The sequence below is a fragment of the Helicobacter sp. 23-1048 genome (genome assembly GCF_053654545.1).
Window position 1 is genome coordinate 68,985 of sequence record NZ_JBSIUT010000002.1, and the last position, 22,297, is coordinate 91,281.

A 22,297-nucleotide genomic window follows, 5' to 3' on the forward strand; every position below is an offset into this window, starting at 1 on the left:
AACTCCATTATTTGATTTCGATTCGCGTGAATCTCATTTGTAAATATCGCCTCGAGATTGCGCCTTGTAAGCGTAGATTAGGATTTGGGATTCGATTATTTCATAAAGCAAACGATACTTGCCGATTCGCAATCGATATTTGTGCGATTCGCCCTGCAAACGCTTAATATCAAGGTTATTTTCAAAAGGATTTTGCGCGATTTGCTCTAATGCAGAGATAAATTTCGCACTTACTTCAGGGTGAGAGTGCAAAAACTTCCGCACTTCCTTATTCATCTCTACTTTATAGCTCATAGCCCAAGCTCTTTTTTGACAGATTCTAGGCTGTAAGTTTCACCGCGCTCTAGTTCTTTTCGCGCCTTTTTCCACGCTTTATAGTCCGCTTTGGTTTCAATAGGGAGTTTTTTGCTTTTTGATTCGGCACTCTCGCGCACTTCGTGCACACCTTTTAGCAGGCGAATCGCACTCATAATTTCGCTTTTGTTTTTATCGCTGATTTGCACTTGTAATGTCATCTTTTATCCTTTAACGCTTTATTTTTCGCACAATTATAGCAAAATCGCGCATAGAATCCTATATTTCACGCCTTTACGCTCTCTCATACTTCTCAATGATACACTTCAAAATAAGTGCGATGATTGAAAGCAGTGTGAGCACACTTGCCACCGCAAACGCCGCCGTGTAGAGATAGTCATTGTAGAGAATCTCAATATATAAAGGCATCGTGGTAGTAAGTCCTATGATTTTCCCGCTCACCACCGCCACCGCGCCAAACTCGCCGATAACCCGCGCATTTGTCAGCACGATACCATAGAAAAGCCCCCATTTGATATTTGGCAAAGTTACCTTAAAAAAGCTCTGCCACCCGTTTGCGCCCAAACTTATGGCGGCTTCCTCTTCCTCTTTGCCCTGCTCTTGCATTAGCGCGATGAGCTCTTTTGCGACAAAGGGAAATGTTACAAACGCGGAGGCTAGGATTATCGCGGGGAGGGCGAAAATGATTTTTATATCCCACGCGTTTAACATCTCGCCAAAAAATCCGCTATTACCAAAGAGTAGCACAAAGCAAAGCCCCACAATGACAGGCGATACAGCAAAGGGAATCTCAATGAGACTAGATAAAATAAACTTGCCTCTAAATTCAAACTTTGCGATTGAGTATGCGATAAAAGTCCCAAATATCGCATTTATCGGCACGACAATGACAACGCAAGTGAGCGTCAAAAGCAGTGCTTTTATCGTGTATTCATCGCTTAACGCCTCCACATACACGCCCATACCCTCGCTAAACGCCTCCACAAAGACAATGATTAAAGGCAACGCCACCATAATACCCAAAAACGCAAAGCTAATGCCAATGCCAATGTAGCGCAACGCCTTTGGCTCTGTGTTTTTTATCATTTGCGCGTTTTTTTGCGCCATATTTTTGCCTGTATTATTTGGATTCATACGCGCTTCCTCCATTGCCCTAAAAGATTGATAGCTAGTAAAATCACAAATGCCACGCTTATCATTAGCACGCCCACCGCGCTTCCGCCCAAATAATCAAACGAATCTAACTTTTTTACGATTAAAAGTGGGAGTATTTCGCTCTCAAATGGGATATTGTTTGAGACAAAAATCACTGAGCCATACTCGCCAAGCCCTCGCGCAAAGGCTAGGGCGAATCCAATCAGCGCGGAGGGGATTAAAGATGGCAAAATCACAAAATAAAAACTTTGATAAAAGTTCGCCCCCAAGCTCCCTGCGGCTTCTAAACTCTCTTTGTCTAAATCTTTGATGACAGGTTCAAGTGTGCGAATCACAAAGGGTATCCCAACAAACACTAACGCCACGACAACGGCTACAAAACTGCGCCCCTCCAAATCCACGCCGATTAGCAAAAATGCCTTGCCGATGATACCATTGCTTGAGAGCAAAAAGGCGATTGCGATTCCCGCTACGGCGGTGGGGAGTGCGAAAGGCAAGTCGATTAGGGCTTCTAAGATTCGCTTGCCAAAAAAGTCATATCGCGCCAAGCTCCACGCCACGATAAATCCTAAAATGAGATTGATAAGCGCGGCAATAAGCGCGGTGGAGAGTGAGAATTTTAACGCGCTTAACACTTGTGAATCGCTGATAATTTCTACAAATTTTGCCCACTCTAACTTAAAGCTAAACGCAAAAAGCGCGATTAGCGGGATAATCACAAGCAAACTAAAATATGTCATACCAAGCCCAAAGCTAAGCCCAAAGCCCTGCAAAATCGAGGGCTTTTTGGCGATGATTTTTTGTGTAATATATGTGAGATTCATTTGCCTTGCTCCTTATCTATGATAAAAAATTTTCTTTCGTTTCCTTGCTCATCTTGTGTAATATTTTGCAATTCTTTTAAGATTTCGCATTTGTATGTGGAAAGTGTGATATATTTTACTTTTGGTTCATATTCTTCATATAGAGGCAAATTTATACCAACAGGTTCGCGTTTAATAATAAACAGTTCACATCTAGCTTTTTTATTAGCAGGATTAGAGATAAAAAATCTCGCTTTATGACAAAGCACACATTCTTTAAAAAGTCCGCCAAACTCTACGACTTTATCTTTGAGTAATGGAGTGCCATTGTGGATTATCTCTAATATTTTTTTAGGTTTCCAAATAAAATCAGCTTTTATCTCTATCGTGCCATCTAGTGATTTATAGGTTTCCTCCGCTCCAAACGCCACACTACAAAGCAAAAATGCTAATATTGTGATTTTTTTCATTTATTGCTCCTTGTTAATAATGTCTTTATACCATTTGGGCGGATTGTTTGCTAGTGGCGATTCATCAAACATATAATCCACAAACACCAAACTTTTTTGAAACGCACGCAATTCATCACCGCTCAATTCACTAAGTTTGTCAATCATATCTATTTTAAATGCCACACCTTTTATATTCCACGAATCTAGATTTTGATTAAATGCTTTCGCCCCCGCAAACATTCCCTCCATTAAGCGTAAATTATTCACATTCCATTTGTCTAATGGCTGATTAAAAGATTTTGCACCAAGAAACATACAATTCATTGTTCTTACCTTGCTGACATTCCATTTGTTTAGAGGCTGATTAAACGCCACTGCCAACTCAAACATACGAGCCATTTCGCGCACATTAGCTACATTCCACGAATCTAGCGGTTGATTAAAATCAAACGCATTAGAAAACATAAGGCTCATATCCTCAACCCTGCTTGTATCCCACAAATTAAGCGGTTGATTAAACGCATTAGCACCCCAAAATACACCGCGCATATTTTTTATTTTTGCCACACTCCACGCATTTAATGGCTGATTAAAAGTTTTTGCACCAAAAAACATAAATCGCATATTTTCCACATTAGCGACATTCCACGATTCTATTGGCTCATTAAATGTATCTACGCCAAAAAACATACCCTGCATATCTTTGACACTGCTCGTATCCCACGAGCCAATCCCACTAAAATCCACGCGGTTTTGCGCAGAATTTTTGCATTTTTCCCTCTCTTCTGGCGTAAATTTATAATTGTCTTTAAAATCCACTTTTATAAAATGTGTGGGAATATCCTCATTGCATAGATTTTGATAAATATCATCGCCATTAAATCTATAAAATAAAAAGCTCATATCCGTGATTTTGCTCGTATCAATGTCGCCTAAATATATGCTGTTGTCTTTTATTAGTTGAATTAGCTCATCGCGTGAAGCGGGGCGGTATTTTTTGGTGTATTTTGCGTTTTGTGTCTTTAAAACCGCATTTGAATCTATACGCGAATCTTGTGAATCTTGTGATTTCTGCCCGATACCACACGCATTAAATACAATCACCACGCTACACGCTAAAATCATAAATGCTAGTAGTTTTTTCATTACTGCCCCTTGTTAAAAATGCTTGTTGCAAAATCATTGTCCGCTTTTATATTTTTCTAAAAGCTCAATAATCTTTTCATAATTTCGCACGGCGTTAGAATTGCCACTAGATTTTGCTTCATTGAGCTTTTCATTGGCATAGTCGCTCAAATTCTTTGTCTCACCATCATCATTTACTTCATCAATCACTATATGATTTTTCAGCAAAAATTCAAGTGCGCTTACATTTGCCGAATCTATGGCTTGTTGCTCAAAAGTAGGCGCACCGATAATGCCATTTAAAAACGCCATATTATGCTCTTTGTCCTTTTCTAACGCTTTATAAATAAGCTCCAACCCAGCAATGTCATCTGCCTTAATCATATCAACGATGATATATGCGCTCTCAAATGAATACGCTTTATTTGTAGCGGCAGGGTTGCTAGAGCGATTGTCCCATTTGTGATTTCCCCATTGCTTAACCCACTCATCATACAAAGCGGATTTGATTCTTTGTGTGCTTTGCGTGTGCGCTAAATCTTGCGCGTAGCCAAAAATTAGCATAAAAGCAAGGATTAGTTTTTTCATTTTTGCTCCAATCATTTAAAAAGTTGCGAATGTGTGCCGATTCGCGCTAGATAGATTGTTTTGTTTTCGATTTTATAAATCACTAGCTTATCGCCACCGATATGAAATTCCCTATATTTTGCATAATTTCCACTTAATGCGTGGTCATTTGCGTTTGGTGGCAGTGGCTTATCATTTGCTAATAATGAAAAATATTCCACCATTTTATTAAACTCGCTATCGCTTAATCGCACCTTTGATAAATCATTGATAAATTTTTTCTCTCGTTTTAGATTCATCGCTTATGCCTTATTTTGCGCCTTTATCGCTTCAAACTCCGCCCTTAATTGCTCCAAAGTAAAACTCTCTACATTCTTACCTTTTTCGATATTTTCTATCGCCTTTTTGGTTTCTTCATTTGGAATCTCACTTCTGCCTTGCAAGCTAAAAGGTATCGCATTTTCGCGTATCACCGCTTTTGCAAAGACATTAAACGCCGAGCTAAGATTTAGCCCCATATCGCTTATGATTCGCTCAAATTGTGCCTTGTCGTCCTTATCCATTCTAAAAGTTACATTTATGGTTTGCATTGCTTTGTCCTTATTTTGAAATTAAAATATGGCATTTTACCATAAAATATATGATATTCGCAGGATTTAGATTCGTGCGATTTTGCAAAAATCTTTTCACGCAATGGCAAAACAACGACAACAAGCCACACCCTCACCACTTTTTAAATTTTAAGCAACGCATTTTATAACACCTTGCTTTTAGCACCGCTGTATTATGTTTGTAATCTTAAATGTGCCATTGCCTAAATCAAACAATATATAGCTATCATCGCCACAAGATTGTCCATATGTAATTGTGAGCTGTTTTTTGTCCTTGCTCCACTCATATCGCGCATACCATTCCTCGTCATCGCACTTATATTGAGAATCTTTGTCATAGCATTTGCCCTTGTATTGATAATCTTGCTTTGGCAATGTCCCTAAAAATTCAAGTTTGTAGCTACATTTTTCTAAATTTACATATATCAATGTTCCATCTATTGCCCACTCTGCTTCGCTACAAGTCCAATCTAAAACCTTTTTTGCCTTTTTTAGTTTATCGTGCGCTTCTTGCATACTTTTGGCTTTTATAGTGGTTGCATACACGGCGTCATCGCAATCGCAATCCACCGACTCCCATTTCAAATCACTGCCAAATGCCACGCCATACGCTAAAATCATAAATGCTAGTAATTTTTTCATTGTTACCACCTTTGCGCCAAATCTTTGCGAATCTAACAATATTTACGCGATTCTACTTTTGAATCGCGTAAATTTAGATTTGCCTTATGCTAGTTTCTTCAAAAATCTAGCATAAGATTCGTATTACTTGCCTTTTTTGATACTCTCAAAAATCTTATCAAACTCTCCGCCATCGCTAAAATGCGTCTTTTGCGCTTTGCCCCAACCACCAAAAGTATCGATTTTTACGAGTTCTAGCGCAGGAAAATTCGCGCTATATTTTTTTGCCACCGATTCATTTATAGGGCGGTAGAAATTTTTGGCGATGATTTCTTGCGCGCTCTCATCATACAAATGCGTGATATACGCCTTTGCAATCTCGCGTGTGCCTTTTTTATCTACGACTTTATCTACGATTGCCACAGGTGGCTCAGCCAAAATGCTAACGCTAGGCACAACAATCTCAAATTTGCCCTTGCCAAGTTGCTTTTGCGCTAAAAGGGCTTCGTTTTCCCACGCGATTAGCACATCGCCCACATTGCGCTTCACAAAGGTATTTGTCGCACCACGCGCACCTGAATCTAGCACAGGCACATTTTTGTAAAGTTTTATCAAAAATTCTTTTGCTTTTGTCTCATCGTTTTTATTAACTTTAAGCGCGTAGGCTAGGGCTGCTAGGTGATTCCACCGCGCACCGCCAGAAGTTTTGGGATTTGGTGTAACGACTTTTATGTCATCTCTTATCAAATCACCCCAATCCTTTATCCCCTTTGGATTGCCTTTACGCACGAGAAAAACGATTGTTGAGTAATAGGGCGTAGAATTGTTTGGAAACACCTTTTGCCAATCTTTTTTTAGTAATCCACGCTCCGCAATCGCATCAATATCATACGCCAAAGCAAGTGAGACAACATCTGTCTCTATGCCATCAATGACAGAGCGCGCCTGTGCGCCTGAGCCTCCGTGTGATTGACGAATGCTAACCTTATCGCCCTTTTGCTTTGCATACCACGCGCTAAATTCTGCATTATACTCCCTATAAAGCTCTCTTGTAGGGTCATAAGAGACATTTAAAATCTCATAATTCGCCCCAAACGCCACGCTTATAAATCCTAAAATCGATGCCACGATTTTGAATACTGTTTTTTTCATAATGTCGTCCTTTTAATGTTATTTTGTGGGCTTTGCACCCTATTTTTATACCGCCAACTCTTTACCTAAAATTTTTATTTACAACAACACATCAGTTTCATTTTTTACCCCCTTTGCCAGATTTGGCTAATTAGGTTTAATTTCTTTAAAATGCTCCTCGCCAATCCCGCGCTCTTTGCTTGTCTCGCCAAAGAGTTTGTCGCTCGTGTAGTCATAATAGGGCGCAGGATTTTCATCAAAGCTAGGAATCTCTTGCAACGATTCTGCAATCGCCACGATTTCCGCTTCGCCCACGCTATCGACATAATCCTCAAATAGCGGATATTGTGCCTTTTGCGGAATGTATTTCGCTAAAACACGATAGATAAATTCAGGCAAGTGGAATGCCGAAATATCCGCGACTTTTTTCGCAAAGCGCGACTTTTTCTCCGCACTCGCGCTCACAATCCCACCGATTACGACATTATACGCAGGATAGCTATAATCGCCATTGCGTTTAGACTTGCCAAAAAAGCCTAAATTCGCGCTAAAATGATTCGCACACGAATTTGGACAGCCAGAGAGCTGAATCCTAAAGCCCTGCAAACTGTCTAAATCTAACCCCTTGTCCTCCAAGTATTCCTCGATTTTTAGCACTGCGCCACGCGGACGCGCGATACCTAGCTGACAAGTCGCCGCACCCGTGCAAGCCACCATATCGCCGATGATTGCAGGTTTGGCACTTTGGGTTGAAAACTGCGTAATCAAATCGTGCAAACTAAGCAAGTTTTTTGCGCTTAGATTCCGCAAATACATATTTTGATTTGGCGCGAAAAATAAGCTATGATTGCCGATTTTTTCAAGCCTTTGCGCAAGTTCCCTAGCGTGAGTGGATTTCAAATCACCCAAACTCAAAGGCACTTTGGCGCAAAAATAGCCCTCCTGCACTTGCTTTATCACAAAGCGATTCCACCATTTTTGTTGCGCTTCACTCATTTGTGGAATCTCTAAATCCGCGCCACTTAAGGTTGGCAATTCTGGGGAGGATTCCAATTCTAATGTGCAGTCAAAATCCTTTTTTACCTGCTCCATTTCTGCAAAAATCATTTTTGCGAGTTCCTCCTCGCCAAATCGTTCCGCGACAAAACGAAATCGTGCTTGAGATTTTTTCTCTCTATCGCCGTGTTTGTCATAGATTTGTTTTGCAGCTTGTGCGAGGGCAAACACTTCAGTATCTGGCAAGAAATCAAGCAACTTAAAACCAAGTCGTGGTTTTGCGCCCATTCCGCCTGCTACCCACACTTCAAAGCCTCTTTTACCCCCTTCAATCTTAGCGATAAATCCCACATCAGTAATCGTTGCCATCGCTCTATCCGCGCTTGAAGCAGAAAAGGCGAATTTGAATTTTTTAGGCAAGTAAAAAGAATCTTTTAATCCTAACATTTTGGTTGTCAGCGCATTTGCGTAAGGAATCACATCAAAAACGCAATCCCCCGCGACATTTGAGAGAATATCTGCGTTAATGTTGCGCACCGTTGCACCACCACCACCGCGAGAAGTAAGCCCGATAGAGTGCAGATTCTCCAAAATCTCGCATAAATCATCTAACTTTGTGTAATGAAGTTGAACGCCGCCACGCGTGGTAATGTGAAGCTGTTTATTGGCATATTTATCCGCGTAATCCGCTAAAATACCAAGCTGCTTTGGCTCTATCTCCCCGCCATAAGTTTTCACGCGCACCATATAAGTCTCGCGCTCTCGTTGCTCATACACGCCAAAAGGCACACGAATGCCCTTAAAATCGTCCTTTGTGATTATGCCACTTTTTAAATCATTAAGTGATTTTTTAAAAAACTCAAAATCGCCTTTGGTAACCGAATCTGGGATTGTATATCCGCTCATTTTTTCTCCTTATGTGTTGAAATATTTGTGTGAAGTTGTTATAACAAAGAAAAATTAACTAAGTGCGCTCTTGTTGCTAAGATACAAGAGCGCGACTTGCAAATCTTAAAGGGTGCAATAAGGTATCGCAAACCCATTTCAAGATAGATTTAACTCTCTATTGCGTTTTTTAAGTCCGCGATTAAGTCATCGACATTTTCTAGCCCTATGCTTAGGCGCACACCTGTGGGTGTAATCCCTGCAGATTCAAGCTCTTTGGCTGAAAGTTGTGAGTGCGTAGTGGAAGCGGGGTGAATGACAAGCGACTTAGAATCCCCGATATTTGCCGTAATGGAGTAGAGTTTAAGCGTATCGCAGATTTTTTTTGCCGCATCATAGCTTTGTGCTTCAAAGTTCAAAAGCCCACTAGCGCGTGAATCTACAAAGTATTTTTTCAATCTCGCGTTGTATGGGCTTGATTTTAGTCCGGGATAATCCACTTTGCCAACTTTTGGGTGAGATTCTAAAAATTCTGCGACTTTGAGCGCACTATCGCTGTGGCGTTTGATACGAAGCTCTAGTGTCTCTAATCCTTGCAAGTGAATCCACGCAACTTGCGGGGCAAGTGTCGCGCCGATATTGCGTAGCCACTCGGTGATTAGGCGAATGCCAAAGTTTGGCAGTGGTAGTGAGCTATACACAAGTCCGTGATAGCTCTCATCGGGCGTGTTAAACGCTGGGTAGCGTGGATTATCTTTGATAAGCGCGTTTAGTCCATCGCGTTCCACCGCTACGCCACCAAGCCCTGCGCCGTGTCCATTGACATATTTCGTAAGACTTGAAACGCTAATATCGATTCCGTGCTCAAAAGGGCGAAACAAAAATGGTGTCGCCACTGTGTTATCGCATACGGTGATGATTTTGTGCTTTTTTGCGATTGCGGTAATCGCTTCAATATCTGGGATTGCGATTTGTGGATTTGAGAGCGATTCAAAGAAAATCACTTTTGTTTTATCATCGATAAGTGGCTCGATAGTGGAAATATCATCGACATCAAAGCATCGCACCTCAATGCCAAATCGCTTCAAAGTATGCACCAAAAGCGTTTGTGTCCCGCCATAAATTTTGTTTGAATACAAAATGTTATCCCCATTTTGCGCAAGATTCACAAATGTATAAAACAAAGCCGCGCTCCCGCTTGAAGTCGCCACGCCAAACGCACCGCCTTCAACCGCTGCAAGTCGCTGTGCTAGGACATCAACCGTTGGGTTTGTAAGCCGTGAGTAGATATTGCCTAACTCTTGCAAACCAAATCGTGCCGCTGCTTGAGCGATAGACTCAAAGCTATATGCCGTGCTTTGATAGATAGGCACGCTCAAAGTGCGCTGTGAATCGTAGTTATACGCCGCGTGAAGTGCGAGAGTCTCGCTACTGAAATTGTTGCTTTCTAAATTTGCCATTTTTTGTCCTTTAAATTGAAATTTGTGTTGTTACACAAAAGGAATATTACACAAAATTTTTAAAACACAATATGTATTTTGAAAATTTTGCAAAAATTTTTTGCTAATGTTACAAATTTTCACAAACACAATATGTATTTTGATTTTTGTGCATTTCATACGGTGTTTTACTCATTCTCTCTCTAAGTTTGCTATACTTTTGGCTTAGACTTAATGTTATGATGAAATAAGGAGATACAATGAGCGCAAATTCTGCTTTTGAAACAATCATCGGGCTAGAAGTCCATGTCCAGCTAAATACCAAAACCAAAATCTTTTGTAGTTGTGCGACAAGTTTTGGTGAAGAACCAAATAAAAATGTCTGCCCCACTTGCCTTGCATTGCCCGGGGCATTGCCCGTGCTTAACCGCGAGGCGGTAAAAAAGGCGATTCAATTTGGCACGGCGATAAATGCAGTTATTAACCAAAACTCGATTTTTGCGCGAAAAAATTATTTTTACCCCGACTTGCCAAAGGCATATCAAATCAGCCAATATGAGATTCCAATCGTGGGTAAGGGCGCAATCGAAATTGAGCTAGATTCTGAATCTGATGGCGCAACGCACAAGATTATCGGCGTTACTCGCGCACATCTCGAAGAAGACGCAGGCAAAAATATCCACGAAAGCACCTACTCCAAAGTCGATTTAAACCGCGCCTGCACGCCATTGCTAGAAATCGTAAGCGAGCCAGATATGCGCAGTAGCGATGAAGCGGTGGCGTATTTAAAGAAATTGCATTCAATCGTCCGATTTTTAGGCATTAGCGATGCGAATATGCAGGAGGGGAGTTTCCGCTGTGATGCGAATGTCTCAATCCGTCCGCGTGGAGATTCTAATCTCTATACACGCGTGGAGATTAAGAATCTCAACTCATTTAAATTTATCCAAAAAGCGATTGAATACGAGGTGCAAAGGCAAAGAGAGGCGTGGGAAGATGGCAAATATGAAAGCGAAGTGGTGCAAGAAACGCGCCTTTTTGACACGCAAAAGGGGCAGACACGCTCTATGCGTGGCAAGGAAGAAGCGGCGGATTATCGCTATTTCCCTGACCCTGATTTGCTCCCCGTGTTTATCGATGACAATCTAATGCGCGAGGGGCGAGAAATCGCTGAAATGCCCGATGAAAAGCGCGCGCGATATATCAATGATTTTGGATTGAAGCCACAAGATGCGCAAATGCTGACAAATGAGCTAGAACTCGCGCAATACTTTGAATCTATGATAGAGAGCGGTGCGAGTGGCAAGGGGGCGTTTGTGTGGCTTGGTAACGAGCTTTTGGGGCGATTAAAAGGGGAGAATACTCTGCAAACTTGTGGCGTGGATAGCGCGACTTTGGCAAATCTCGTAAAAAGCGTAGAATCTAGCGCGATAAGCGGCAAAAGTGGCAAACAGATTTTGGATTTGCTCGTAGAGAAACGCGGCGTAGATGAAAATGGAGCGAAGTTAGAAATCGATAGCTTGATAGAGTCGCTTGGATTAGCGCAAGTCAATGATGATGGTGCGATTTTGGAGGCGATTGAAGTGGTATTAGTCGCAAATGCCGATAAAGTCGCGGAGTATAAAAGTGGCAAGGATAAACTCTTTGGCTTTTTTGTAGGGCAGGTGATGAAAAATGCTAAAGGCGCAAATCCCGCAAGGGTAAATGAACTCTTAAAAGAGAAGTTGGGCTAAGACTACAAGTTTGTTTTTTAAAATTTCAAGGACAAAAAATGAAAATGCTTAAAAATCTGCTTTTGGTTTTTTGCGCTTGGGGCGTTGGCTGTTTGCGCGGTGTATGCGGATATAAATGTGAGGGATAAAAACGGCTTCACCGCGCCAACGGAGGCTACAAGGGGAGAATATGTAGAAGTTGCAAAATACCTAAAAAGCAAAGGCGCGAAAGAGTGAAATTTTGCGTTGGATTTATGCTCGCGTAATCGTGTAAGATTTGCTAGATTTGTGTGAATCTTTTGTGGATTTGAGGCAAAAAGCAGTTTTTAAGCTAGAATCTAGGACAAATCAATATAAAGGAGCAAAAATGCGAGTGTTTAGAAATTTAGGTTTGGGTGTGATTTTGGGTGCTTTTGTTGGCCTTGCGTCACTTATGGCAGATGAAGCAAGTGATATAGAGCGCGTAAAGAGTGAGATTTCTACAGCACATAAAAATAGTGTTGTAAAAATCTTTAGCCAAAATATCGAAATCACAGACAAGCCTAAGGGCTATAAAAATTGGGGCGAGTTCATCATCGCTGAGGGTGGCTTGGATAAGGGTAAATACAAAGTGCTAAAAATAAAAGGAAGCGATATGTGGGGCATTTCACCCATAGTCGATGGTAAAAATGACTGCGGTGTGGTGCTTTGGATTTGTCAGCATAGCAAAAAGATGATATTTAATGCAGAAAAGTTCAAATCCGATGGACTATGTGGAAAAATCCGCGAATCTTACAAAGACAAAGATGGTAACTACAAAAAAGTAGCCGTGCCTTTTACTTTTTAGATTCTTGCATTACTTCACTTGCAATTAGTCAAATCCACTTGAAATTGGCTGGTTGCAAGGTTTTTTGTGAGTTTTGGAATCGAAGCCACAAAACTCCACTTCAATCATACTTTATACTTACACTTCACTATACAAGATTCTCTTAACCTTAAGAATTTATAAAATTTTATATGCAATTTTATTCAATTTAAGCATTTTTTAAGCGGGGGGGTATAATTCTTATTTAAAAGAATAAAATAAGATTGCTCTAAATCCTAAAGACACAAGCACGGGTTAAGGAGTTAGCTTGGATTATTCTTTGTGGTTAAAGACTTACATCAACATTAAAGGAGGACTGCAACACAAAAAAACACACAACATTCAAATTGATTGGGCAAGCAAGTAAGGCAGAAGTTTTACAAAACTTCAAACACAACAACAAGTAAAATTGATAGTAGGAGGAAAAGATAGTGAGTAAAATCAATAAAATCAATAGAAGAGGCTTTATAAAGGGCACTTGTATCAGTGTGGGTGCGTTGTATATGGCTGGTTGTGGCGATACTAGCACGCAAGAAAGTGGCAGTGGCAACAAAATCAACCTTAACACTTCTGGCTTGCCGAGCTGTGATATACTCATCATAGGCTCTGGAGGAGCAGGATTGCGTGCGGCTGTGGCAGCGAGAAAGGCAAATCCAAGTGCTATGGTGGTTGTAGCTACTAAAATGATGCCCTCACGCAACGCTACTTGTATGGCAGAGGGTGGAATCAATGGCGTTACAGACTTTAGCGATGGCGATTCGTATAAACTTCACACTTATGACACAATTAAGGGTGGGGCGTATTTAGTCGATCAAGACGCAGCAGAGAAGTTTTGTGAATTAGCAGGTAAGACAATTTTTGAAATGGATTATCTTGGCACACTCTTTAGTAGGAATGAAAAAACAAGTGGCGTAGCGCAAAGAATGATGGGTGGCGCATCGAAGAGGCGATGCAATTATGCGGCAGATAAGACAGGGCATATTTTAATGCACTCTTGCCTTGATGATGCGATTAGCAACGATGTGAAGTTTTTAATGGACCACGAGCTTTTAGACATTGGCGTGAGTAATGGCAAATGTGAGGGCGTGGTGCTAAGAGATATTCAAAGTGGTGCGATTTTTCCGCTTCTTTGCAAATCTTTAGTCATCGCCACAGGTGGTTACACGAGAATCTTTTATAACAGGACTTCTACACCATTCATCGCCACAGGCGATGGCGTAGCTGCTGCATTGCGTGCGGGGATTGGGTTTAAAGACCCTGAAATGATTCAATTCCACCCCACAGGCGTATCAAATGGCGGGACACTTATCACAGAAGCGGCGCGTGGTGAGGGTGGATACTTGCTTAACAATAAAGGCGAACGCTTTATGCAAAAATACCACGAAAAAGCCGAACTCGCGCCGCGAGATGTTGTAGCGCGTTCTATGGAGATTGAGATTCGTGAAGGGCGTGGATTTGGTTCTGGGCTTGGTTCATATTTATTGTGCGATGTGCGACATTTAGGCAAGGAAACTATTATGAAAAAATTGCCAAAGATTCGCCATACAGCAATGCTTTTTGAAAATGTGGATTTAGTCGATGAGCCTGTGCCCGTGCGTCCGACAGCTCACTACTCTATGGGAGGAATTGATGTCGAAAAAATCGATGATATGAGCACAAATGTGGCTGGTGTGTATGTCGGTGGTGAAGCTGGGTGTATAAGCATTCACGGCGCAAATAGACTAGGTGGTAACTCTTTGACAGATGCGGTTGTTACAGGCAAACTTGCGGGCACAGGTGCGGCAAATTACGCAAAAAACGCAACTTTTAGCGAAGGCGAAACTCTCAAAAACTTAGCAAAAAAATGGCAAGACACCTTTAAAGAGGTAACTAGCAATGCAGAGGGCAATGGAAGCGAAATATACGCCTTGCGCGAGGAGCTAGGACGCGAGAATTGGGATAATATGGGAATCTTTAGGACCCAAAGTAAGCTTGATAAACTCGCTAATACTCTAGAATCTATAGAAGAGCGATACAAAAAGCTTAAAGTTCCTAATCCTAATGAAGTAATGAATACAGCCTTTACGGATTATGTGGAATTAGGCAATCTTATTTTGCTCTCAAAATGTGCGTGTTTAGCAGCGAGAAATCGCCTTGAATCTCGTGGCGCACATACAAGAGAAGATTATCCTAAACGCGATGATGAGCAATTCTTAAAGCATAGCATTGTGAAAATGGAAAATGAGGAGCTAACACTAAGCTATAAAGATGTCGTGGTAACGCAATATCCACTTGATGGGAGGAAACCAGAATGAAAGTAGTTGTAGATAGATTTGATGGAAAAAAGTCTTATGAGCAGACTTATGAGTTAGAAGATGGGCTTATTAGAGGCAAAACTTTGCTTTCACTTTTGCTGTTAATCAAGCAAACAAAGGACATTACGCTAAACTTCACTGCATCTTGTAAATCTGCGATTTGTGGTGCGTGTGCGGTGCGGGTGAATGGACATTCATATTTGGCGTGTGATACGATAATGGACGACTTACTCAAAGAATACGATAATCCAGATTCTATTAGAATCTCTCCTTTAGGTAATTTTCGTGTGATTAGTGATTTGATTGTGGATTGGGAGCCATCTATTGAGAATCTTCGCAAAATTCGTCCTGCTATGGTGGCAAAATCTGAATTTAGTGAAGAAAAGGGCTGTAAGCAAACCCAAGAAGAATATGACAAAATCTCCAAACAATGGGATTGTATATTATGCGGAAGTTGCGCAAGTGAGTGCAATAAGTTAGAGGCTGATAGAAGCGATTATATGGAGCCTTTTGTCTTTACTCACGCATATCGTGCGGCTGCAGATTCTCGTGGGAAAGACCCTATGGTGCATATCAAGCCTAGTGTGAAAAATGGACTTTGGAATTGTGTGCATTGCCAAGAGTGTGCAAATCGCTGTCCAAAAGGTATTAGCTCGGCAGATGATATTGCAAACTTGCGCGTAATGGCGGTGAAAAATGGACTTGATTCTGGTGTGGGACCAGACCACGCAATGGCATTTTATAAAGATTTGGTAGGTGGTTCTGGACGCCTTAATGAGATATATCTCTCTTTGCGCTCTGATGGAGTCTTTGGCTCAATGGGAAAAATGGATATAGCCTATAACTTAATGAAGTCTGGCAAAATGAATCCATTGCATATTTTTGGTGAAGATGAGATTGAGGGGCACGCGGATTTAGTTAAGATGATACAAGCGGCGCAAAAAGCGCAAGAGAGCAAATAAGGGAGGAGATTACTATGAAAGAATTTGCCTTTTTTCCCGGCTGTGTGCTATCACAAGCCGCAAAGGAATCAAAAATTTCACTAGAGGCGATTGCGCCACTTTTGGATTGGAAACTTAATGAAATAAAGGGTTGGAGTTGTTGTGGAGCTTCTCAAGCTCAAGACATTGACCCAATGGCAAGCCTTGTAGCAAACGCGAGAAATATCGCTTTGGCAGAAAAAATGAATATGCCAATGCTGACTACTTGTAGCACTTGTATGCTGACTTTAAGCCGTGCTAAAAATACACTCGATAAAGGCGCAAAAGAACATATCAACACATTTTTAGCTGAGGGAAATATGCAATATCAAGGAAGCACAAATGTTACAAGTTTGCTTTGGGAGCTGTATGATGATGTTGATAGTCTTAAGGCAAAAGTGGTAAAGCCACTTACCAATCTTAAGGTTGCGTTGTTTTATGGTTGTCATAGCATTCGTCCAGAGAAGGAATTTGGCGCGAAAGAAAGCTCAACCAATCCTAAAAGCTTTGAAGTGGTGGCTGATGCACTTGGTGCTACTGCTGTGCCATTCAAAAAGCGACTTGATTGCTGTGGATTCCACGCGACTTATCCAGCAGAAAAATCCGTGCAAAAAATGTCAAGTCAAATAGTCAATGATGCAGATAGTAATCAAGCTGATTGTGTGGTAACGCCTTGTCCGCTTTGCCAAATGTAGTTAGACATTTACCAAGAGCGATTCCAAAGCGAGACTAAATCAAGCCCAAGAGTGCCTATTATCCACCTATCTCAACTTGTGGGATTAGCACTTGGGCTAAGTGCTGAGGATTTGGGGCTAGACTTAAACATTATCGATGCGACCAAAATAGCTGTATAGAGGCTATCATACTTTGTAAGCAAACCTTTAGATACATACTAGAGGTTTGCTTTAGATTCTCCTTGTTTTAATTTCTTAAGCGTTGCTAGAATGGCGGTGTTTTGCTCGATGACATTTTGGATTTGCTCACTTAGTGAGTGGGTGAGTGTTTGGATTTTTTCATTGATGGAGCGCGTAAGGACTTTGGCTAAGTTATTATGCAAAAACAATCGCTCTAAAAAAAGTTCAAAATACAGCGCATTATTGAGTAAATCACGGATATTTTCCATTGTGGGTTCATAGAGCGCAAATTTATCAGGGTTAGTTTTGTGCGCCTCAATAGCGCGTTTAATCTTACAATCAAGCTCTAAACACACGAGTTTGAGTGCATTTGGCGTGCTTTTTTGCAAAAGTTGGCTAAGTGAGTGCGTTTGGAGGAAAAATTGCGCACAGATTTCTTGCAAGGCATTTTCATAAGAATGCAGGATAAATGTGCGTGTAAGAAAAAACTTTTGCATATTTTTAGGTAGAGTAAGGAGGAGATTCTCAAATGTCTGCGGGAGAGAATCTGTGGCTAAATCATTGAGAGGTTGGTTTGGGAGTGCATAGATTTGCAGGCTTTTAGATTCAAAATCTTCTAGCAATTCTTTTGGTGGTTTTAGGCTTTCTAAAAATTCTTTACCAAAATTTTTTATCTCACTTGCAAGTTTGTTGATTGCTAAAATATGCTCGCTATCTTCACGCGCAATAGCACTAAGCAGAGAATCAAGTGGCAAAATACTTGTTTGTTTATCATAGTTTTGCATTTTGCTAAAGCCAAGAGAGGATTTTTGCTTGCGCGATAGGGTGATGTTTTCGCGTTTTAGTGAGCTAAAGATGTATTGAGTGAGGTCATTAAAACGAGAATCTAGCGCATTAAAGAGGCTTTGACATTCATCATTAAGCGTGTTGTCCTTGGTTAAATGGAATGCGTAGTGTTTGAGCGTGTCTTGCAGGGCATAAAGCCTTTTGTTGCAACTATGCGTGCGTTTGTAGTGCTTGATGATAAGTGCGCGTAGTGTGTGGTGCGCCTTATTTGTCTTGCTTGTATCTTTTTGTGCGAGCAAGTGGTCGTTGATAAAGCAAAGCACGGCGTTAATATTTGAAGATTCCAAACGCGCAGAATCTGCCTCTAATTTTGCTTGCAGTGCATCTTTTGCTGAAATGGCTACAATGTCTTCAAAGATTCCACTAAAGGCGGTTTTTGCATATTGCAAGCTTGTGTTTATTTCATTGTCATTTTTTAACCTATCTTTTTGATTGAGCACGCATAGACTTTTTGATTTGAATTTTTTAATGTGGTTGTTGAGCACTTCTTTTTCGCTATTTTTACCCACATTATCGATTAAAGAGAGCCAAATAATGCCATCAACGGCTTGTAGAATATTGTTGCTAATATCTGTGTCTTGTGCATTTTGTGAGTTGAATCCCGGTGTGTCTAAAAAGGTAATATGGCGCAAAATTTCATTTGGCGCATAGAGTTTAAATGAGTCAATTTGCGCGATTTTTTTGCTTTGTGTCGCTAAAAAATCAATATTTGTAAGCTCTTGCGTGCCGTCTTTGTAGTTGATTTGTAAAAATGCACTCTCTCCATAGCAAATTTCACAAACTTTTGCTGTAACAGGGATAATGCCACTTGGCAAAATATTTTGCCCTAAAAGCGCATTTAAAAACGAGCTTTTGCCACTAGAAAATTGCCCAATTACAGCAATTTTTAGCGGAGCATCGAGACTGTGTTTAAGGGTTGAAAAAGCCTCTTTGTCTTTAGAATCAAGCACAAAATGTGTCGATAAAAAATCTTGCACAGCCGTGATTTTAGCCTGCAGGGGATTTGTGGGCTGTGGATTTTGTGATGTTGGTTGCTTTTGTGAGATTGTGGGGTTTGCTTGATTGGTGGCTTTAATGGCTTGGATTTGTGTGATAAAATCGTGCAAAACTTGTGTTTTCATACATTTCCTTTATGATTCTAATGCGTTTTGTAATTCTTGTAATTGCTGTGCAATGTTTTGCAAAGTTTGAAGTTGGGCATTTATCGTGGCTTTAAGTGTTTCTTTATCGCTTCTATTTGCTTGGGTTAGGGCATTTTGTATGATTTGCTCTTTGTGGGCGATTTGGGCTTTAAATTCATCGCTGATATTTGTAGTAATGTCGGTAAAAAAATCTAAAAGTGCTTGTTTGGTTTGGTTTGACTTATGCAAAATAAGCTCGCTAAAAGCGACAAAAGTATGTGAAAAAATAGAATCTAGCTTGGCTGAGAGATTAACAGAATTGACGACTTGCATTACTTCTTTAGCGAGGTTTTGCGCAAAGTGTGCGACTTGCTCATCTTTGGCGTGAAAACTAAAGGCAGGAGGAGAGGCAAAAACTTTATCACTTTCTTGGAGGTTTTGTGTGTGTATTTCTTGGAGGAGTTGTGTGATTTTGGTGTTTAATTTAAATTTATAATCCCTACTTACATCGGTAAAAATGTCTTTAAGCGCGATTAAAAAACTTTCCATAAAATTTTCTTCGCTTAGTTTTCTTTTTTGATTGTTGGCGTAGATGATATTTTGAAGTGTCCTATCTTTTAGCATTTCTTGCGAGGTTTGGAGAGATTGATTAAGTGCGGTTTGAAACACTACAAGGCTAGAATCTAGTGCATTATTTTTTTCTTGGATTTGTGTAATAGCGTGTTTTGCTTTTGTTTCTAGGGCTTGATTTTGCGCTCTTTCTTGGGTGATAAATTCTTGTAATTCCTCATTATTTGCGTTTAGTAGTTTGAGTTTTAAATGGAAATCTTGCGTGAAATCCTGTGTGATTTTTGTGAGATTTTTACTTGCTAAAAAAAGTATATCTCTATGTTTTAGGCTATTTTCTCCAAGCAACATAGAATCTAAATATTGCTCTAAGGCTTCAAAGCCATTTTGTGTGTTTGAGGGTTGTGAGAGTTTGAGATAGCTTGAGATTGGGAGAAATGTAATGCGTGAAAGCACGCTTTTGGTATCAATTTTGGCGGAGATTTTTTTAATTTGATTCTCTAAGCTTTGTTTGGTGTAACTAAGGCTTTGTTGTAATTCATTTGGGCTAATTAAATCAATTTTAGTCAGCACGACAAGTAGGCGAGAAATGTTGCGCTCTAAAAGCGTCTCTAAAATAAAATCTATATCTACTTGTGTCGCCGCGCAACTTGCATTCATTAAGTGGATTACCAAATCACAATCATTTAAATATGATTTTGTGATTTCCTCCCTTTTTGTAATGGGGTCATCAAGTCCGGGCGTATCAACTATATCCACGCCATTTTGTAAAAATTTTAGTGGTGTGAAAAGCTCGACTTTTTGGATTAAATTACACATTTTGCTATCGTGGTTTGCTGAAGTGTAGGTGGCTAATTCATTGAGTGTAATCTCTTGCGTGCGGGTGTTTGGCAAAATATACTCGCCCAAACTTTCTCCAAATTTCTTTTGGCTTTGTGTGATAAATTCGCGCAAGCCTTTGTCAAACTCGCTATCTTGGATTAAATCCTCCCATTGCTTGGTGTTCCAAAAATATACTTTTGCGCCTTGCTTGTCGGCAAACTTTAGCACGGTGAGATTCGCAGTTTCTGGGATAGTTGAGGTGGCGAGAATCTCCTCTCCTAAAAGCGCGTTTAAAAACGAGCTTTTACCAGCACTAAGCACGCCCGTAACGCCGATTGAAAATTTTTGATTCTCAAGGTTATTGTGCACTCTATCAAGCAAATTTATGGAGCGTTCTTGGAGTGTCGCTTCTTCTTTACTTGTTTTTGCAATTTCTTTAATCTCATTATGCAGAGTTTTGATTTTTGTTTTAATATCACTTAGAGTGGTGTATTTGGATTGTGTTTTATTGAGAGAATCTAACCTATCACAAAGGCTTTTATAATGCTCTTTTGTGATGATATGAGCGTGGCAGAGTGTCGATAAATATGTTTGCAAATGTGTGTCTAATAATGGCGCAATGGCATTTTGACATAACTCTATAAGCTCAAGGCTAGGGGGGGCATTAAAAAATTCATTAAAAAATTCATTAAAAATCGCGCTTTGTGAAAATAGGGCGAAATTTTCCTCATTGCACGCAAGGGTGATAGCGAGGAATTCTGGGGCATTTTTATAGTATTGTAAAAACGCTTGATTCTCGCTCATAGTAGTTCTTTAGGGATTTTGTAAAATATCTAATCGCTTTTGAATAACACTTAATTCATAACGCAAAAAATTTAAAACCATTTCGTATTTATCGCTTTGTTTATCGGTGCTAAGTCCCTCAAAAAGCACCAATAATCGCTCTTCAAGTAATTGCAAAAATACCTTTTCACTACTTAGTCTATCGCCCTTTTTTGCTTCACTCATTGCGGCAAACACAGAGGGATTGTAGTTGGTAGCACTCATAGTGTTAAGATTTTTGAGCGCACGCTCTGAAAGATTGAAGTTTTGATTAGCGAAGTTTTTGAGTTCTCTATCAGCAGTTTGTTTATCACCCAAAAAAGTATGTGATTGCGCAGATTGTGTGTTTTTTGCACTATGGAGCGTTTCAAATGTGATGTCTTGTTTTTGTAACACACGAATAGAAGTCTCTTGCTCGCCTTCTGGCAGACTTTCTATGTCGTTGATTGTTTCTAAAATGATGTCTTTTAGTTCCATTTCCCTAACCACTCTTTAAAAATTCTCGCCTGCTCTTTGTCGTTAATGTGCGCAAACACTTCTAACCATTTGGAATCAGGAGTTTTATTTTTTGGTGGATTGCTTAATCGCTCAACCCCGAGTTGCGCCTCAACATTGCCTTGATTACTTAAGTCTTTATAAATTTGGAGTGCTTGTTCTTTGCGCCCACTAAATTCATAAATACTCGCCATAACAAGCGTTTTTAAACTCATTGCCAATCCTTTCTATGATGAGATATTGTAGCGAAATTTTTAGATTCTCTTTCCTTATTTTTGCAAAATGACATCGATGTCCTTTGGTGGAGTAAAGATAAATAGAGAATCTTGCAATGTCGGGTTTGCTATGACATTATTAAAAATGATTTTTGTGGGGCTACCGAGCTGGTCTGTGTATTGGATACTTATTGGCAAGCCATTTTTATCAATCGCTAAGGTATATTCTATCCCATCAACACGCGCGATATATCTCCCCGTTTGCTTATTGTGAGAATCAAGCTCTGGAGTGGCATTAGAGAGTATTTCAAAAAAATCACTTGAGCCCTGCACCGAGCCAATGTATGCCTGCGCAAGTGATGGCTCATATACAGCAAATTTTCCATTGTTGATAAACACCTGCTTATCCATTGGGGGAGAATAATCCCATTTTGCTTTATTTGGCATTTTTGCATAGAGCACACCATAATAGCTTGCCTCTAAGCCTCCTTCCGCGCTGATAATTTGTTCAAAATTTGCCTTTAGGCTTTTGAGGTTGGTATTAAGTCCTGCGCCAAGCATATTTGCACTCACTGCAAGTTGGCAAAGCAAAATATATATACACACACGAAAATTTTTCATTTGT

The 22,297-nt window shown here is 40.3% G+C and carries 22 protein-coding genes and 1 pseudogene; 5 read left to right on the top strand and 18 right to left on the bottom strand.

Features of this window, described 5'->3' with window-relative positions:
- Window positions 1–33: 33 nt before the first annotated feature.
- The 13 genes from ACWIWK_RS07120 to ACWIWK_RS07180 form a co-directional block, all read right to left on the bottom strand.
- Entirely contained in the window at window positions 34–294 is a 261-nt protein-coding gene (locus tag ACWIWK_RS07120; RefSeq protein WP_454152109.1) for a type II toxin-antitoxin system RelE family toxin, read from the bottom strand.
- A complete protein-coding gene (locus ACWIWK_RS07125) occupies window positions 291–515 on the bottom strand; it encodes a hypothetical protein (protein WP_454152110.1) in 225 nt (74 codons plus the stop codon). The genes ACWIWK_RS07120 and ACWIWK_RS07125 overlap by 4 nt, the downstream gene beginning before the upstream one ends.
- Before the next feature lie 73 nt (window positions 516–588).
- On the bottom strand, window positions 589–1,449 hold the full coding sequence (gene cysW, locus ACWIWK_RS07130; RefSeq protein ID WP_454152111.1) for a sulfate ABC transporter permease subunit CysW: 861 nt from the start codon (window positions 1,447–1,449) through the stop codon (window positions 589–591).
- On the bottom strand, window positions 1,446–2,294 hold the full coding sequence (gene cysT / locus ACWIWK_RS07135; protein ID WP_454152112.1) for a sulfate ABC transporter permease subunit CysT: 849 nt from the start codon (window positions 2,292–2,294) through the stop codon (window positions 1,446–1,448). The genes cysW and cysT overlap by 4 nt, the downstream gene beginning before the upstream one ends.
- The gene (locus tag ACWIWK_RS07140; protein WP_454152113.1) at window positions 2,291–2,743 is read right to left on the bottom strand and encodes a hypothetical protein; all 453 of its coding nucleotides are present in this window, start codon (window positions 2,741–2,743) and stop codon (window positions 2,291–2,293) included. The genes cysT and ACWIWK_RS07140 overlap by 4 nt, the downstream gene beginning before the upstream one ends.
- The gene (locus ACWIWK_RS07145) at window positions 2,744–3,871 is read right to left on the bottom strand and encodes a BspA family leucine-rich repeat surface protein (RefSeq protein ID WP_454152114.1); all 1,128 of its coding nucleotides are present in this window, start codon (window positions 3,869–3,871) and stop codon (window positions 2,744–2,746) included.
- 33 nt (window positions 3,872–3,904) lie between these two features.
- Window positions 3,905–4,438 carry a hypothetical protein gene (locus ACWIWK_RS07150; RefSeq protein WP_454152115.1) on the bottom strand — a complete coding sequence of 178 codons (534 nt, stop codon included), beginning with the start codon at window positions 4,436–4,438 and terminating at the stop codon, window positions 3,905–3,907.
- Window positions 4,439–4,449: 11 nt separating this feature from the next.
- Entirely contained in the window at window positions 4,450–4,716 is a 267-nt protein-coding gene (locus ACWIWK_RS07155; protein WP_454152116.1) for a type II toxin-antitoxin system RelE/ParE family toxin, read from the bottom strand.
- A gap of 3 nt (window positions 4,717–4,719) precedes the next feature.
- Window positions 4,720–5,007: a type II toxin-antitoxin system RelB/DinJ family antitoxin gene (locus ACWIWK_RS07160; RefSeq protein WP_454152117.1), complete on the bottom strand. Its 288-nt coding sequence runs from the start codon at window positions 5,005–5,007 to the stop codon at window positions 4,720–4,722.
- 180 nt (window positions 5,008–5,187) lie between these two features.
- Complete coding sequence (locus ACWIWK_RS07165) at window positions 5,188–5,670, bottom strand: hypothetical protein (protein ID WP_454152118.1); 483 nt, start codon at window positions 5,668–5,670, stop codon at window positions 5,188–5,190.
- Between the two features lie 123 nt (window positions 5,671–5,793).
- Window positions 5,794–6,801: a sulfate ABC transporter substrate-binding protein gene (locus ACWIWK_RS07170; protein WP_454152119.1), complete on the bottom strand. Its 1,008-nt coding sequence runs from the start codon at window positions 6,799–6,801 to the stop codon at window positions 5,794–5,796.
- A 126-nt stretch (window positions 6,802–6,927) separates the two neighbouring features.
- Window positions 6,928–8,682: a nitrite/sulfite reductase gene (locus ACWIWK_RS07175; RefSeq protein WP_454152120.1), complete on the bottom strand. Its 1,755-nt coding sequence runs from the start codon at window positions 8,680–8,682 to the stop codon at window positions 6,928–6,930.
- 149 nt (window positions 8,683–8,831) lie between these two features.
- The gene (locus ACWIWK_RS07180; protein ID WP_454152121.1) at window positions 8,832–10,121 is read right to left on the bottom strand and encodes an O-acetylhomoserine aminocarboxypropyltransferase/cysteine synthase family protein; all 1,290 of its coding nucleotides are present in this window, start codon (window positions 10,119–10,121) and stop codon (window positions 8,832–8,834) included.
- A gap of 239 nt (window positions 10,122–10,360) precedes the next feature.
- Between ACWIWK_RS07180 and gatB the strand changes: the two genes are divergently transcribed.
- From gatB to sdhE, 5 genes and pseudogenes are all read left to right on the top strand, one after another.
- Entirely contained in the window at window positions 10,361–11,833 is a 1,473-nt protein-coding gene (gatB, locus tag ACWIWK_RS07185) for an Asp-tRNA(Asn)/Glu-tRNA(Gln) amidotransferase subunit GatB (protein ID WP_454152122.1), read from the top strand.
- 346 nt (window positions 11,834–12,179) lie between these two features.
- On the top strand, window positions 12,180–12,638 hold the full coding sequence (locus ACWIWK_RS07190; RefSeq protein ID WP_454152123.1) for a hypothetical protein: 459 nt from the start codon (window positions 12,180–12,182) through the stop codon (window positions 12,636–12,638).
- 449 nt (window positions 12,639–13,087) lie between these two features.
- Window positions 13,088–14,950: an 8-methylmenaquinol:fumarate reductase flavoprotein subunit gene (sdhA, locus tag ACWIWK_RS07195; protein ID WP_454152124.1), complete on the top strand. Its 1,863-nt coding sequence runs from the start codon at window positions 13,088–13,090 to the stop codon at window positions 14,948–14,950.
- Complete coding sequence (gene sdhB / locus ACWIWK_RS07200) at window positions 14,947–15,912, top strand: 8-methylmenaquinol:fumarate reductase iron-sulfur subunit (RefSeq protein ID WP_454152125.1); 966 nt, start codon at window positions 14,947–14,949, stop codon at window positions 15,910–15,912. Before sdhA ends, sdhB begins: the two co-directional genes overlap by 4 nt.
- A gap of 14 nt (window positions 15,913–15,926) precedes the next feature.
- Window positions 15,927–16,784 (top strand): annotated as a pseudogene (gene sdhE / locus ACWIWK_RS07205) (8-methylmenaquinol:fumarate reductase membrane anchor subunit).
- A gap of 38 nt (window positions 16,785–16,822) precedes the next feature.
- Here the strand turns inward: sdhE and ACWIWK_RS07210 are convergent.
- Genes ACWIWK_RS07210 through lolA form a run of 5 tightly spaced genes read right to left on the bottom strand, consistent with a single transcriptional unit; the run spans window position 16,823 to window position 22,293 of the window.
- Window positions 16,823–18,751, bottom strand: a complete 1,929-nt coding sequence (locus tag ACWIWK_RS07210) for a dynamin family protein (protein WP_454152126.1) — start codon at window positions 18,749–18,751, stop codon at window positions 16,823–16,825.
- A gap of 9 nt (window positions 18,752–18,760) precedes the next feature.
- Complete coding sequence (locus ACWIWK_RS07215; RefSeq protein ID WP_454152127.1) at window positions 18,761–20,944, bottom strand: dynamin family protein; 2,184 nt, start codon at window positions 20,942–20,944, stop codon at window positions 18,761–18,763.
- Between the two features lie 9 nt (window positions 20,945–20,953).
- A complete protein-coding gene (locus ACWIWK_RS07220; protein WP_454152128.1) occupies window positions 20,954–21,439 on the bottom strand; it encodes a CiaD-like domain-containing protein in 486 nt (161 codons plus the stop codon).
- Window positions 21,430–21,672, bottom strand: a complete 243-nt coding sequence (locus ACWIWK_RS07225) for a hypothetical protein (RefSeq protein WP_454152129.1) — start codon at window positions 21,670–21,672, stop codon at window positions 21,430–21,432. Before ACWIWK_RS07225 ends, ACWIWK_RS07220 begins: the two co-directional genes overlap by 10 nt.
- Window positions 21,673–21,726: 54 nt before the next feature.
- Window positions 21,727–22,293: a LolA-like outer membrane lipoprotein chaperone gene (gene lolA / locus ACWIWK_RS07230; RefSeq protein ID WP_454152130.1), complete on the bottom strand. Its 567-nt coding sequence runs from the start codon at window positions 22,291–22,293 to the stop codon at window positions 21,727–21,729.
- Between the last annotated feature and the right edge of the window lie 4 nt (window positions 22,294–22,297).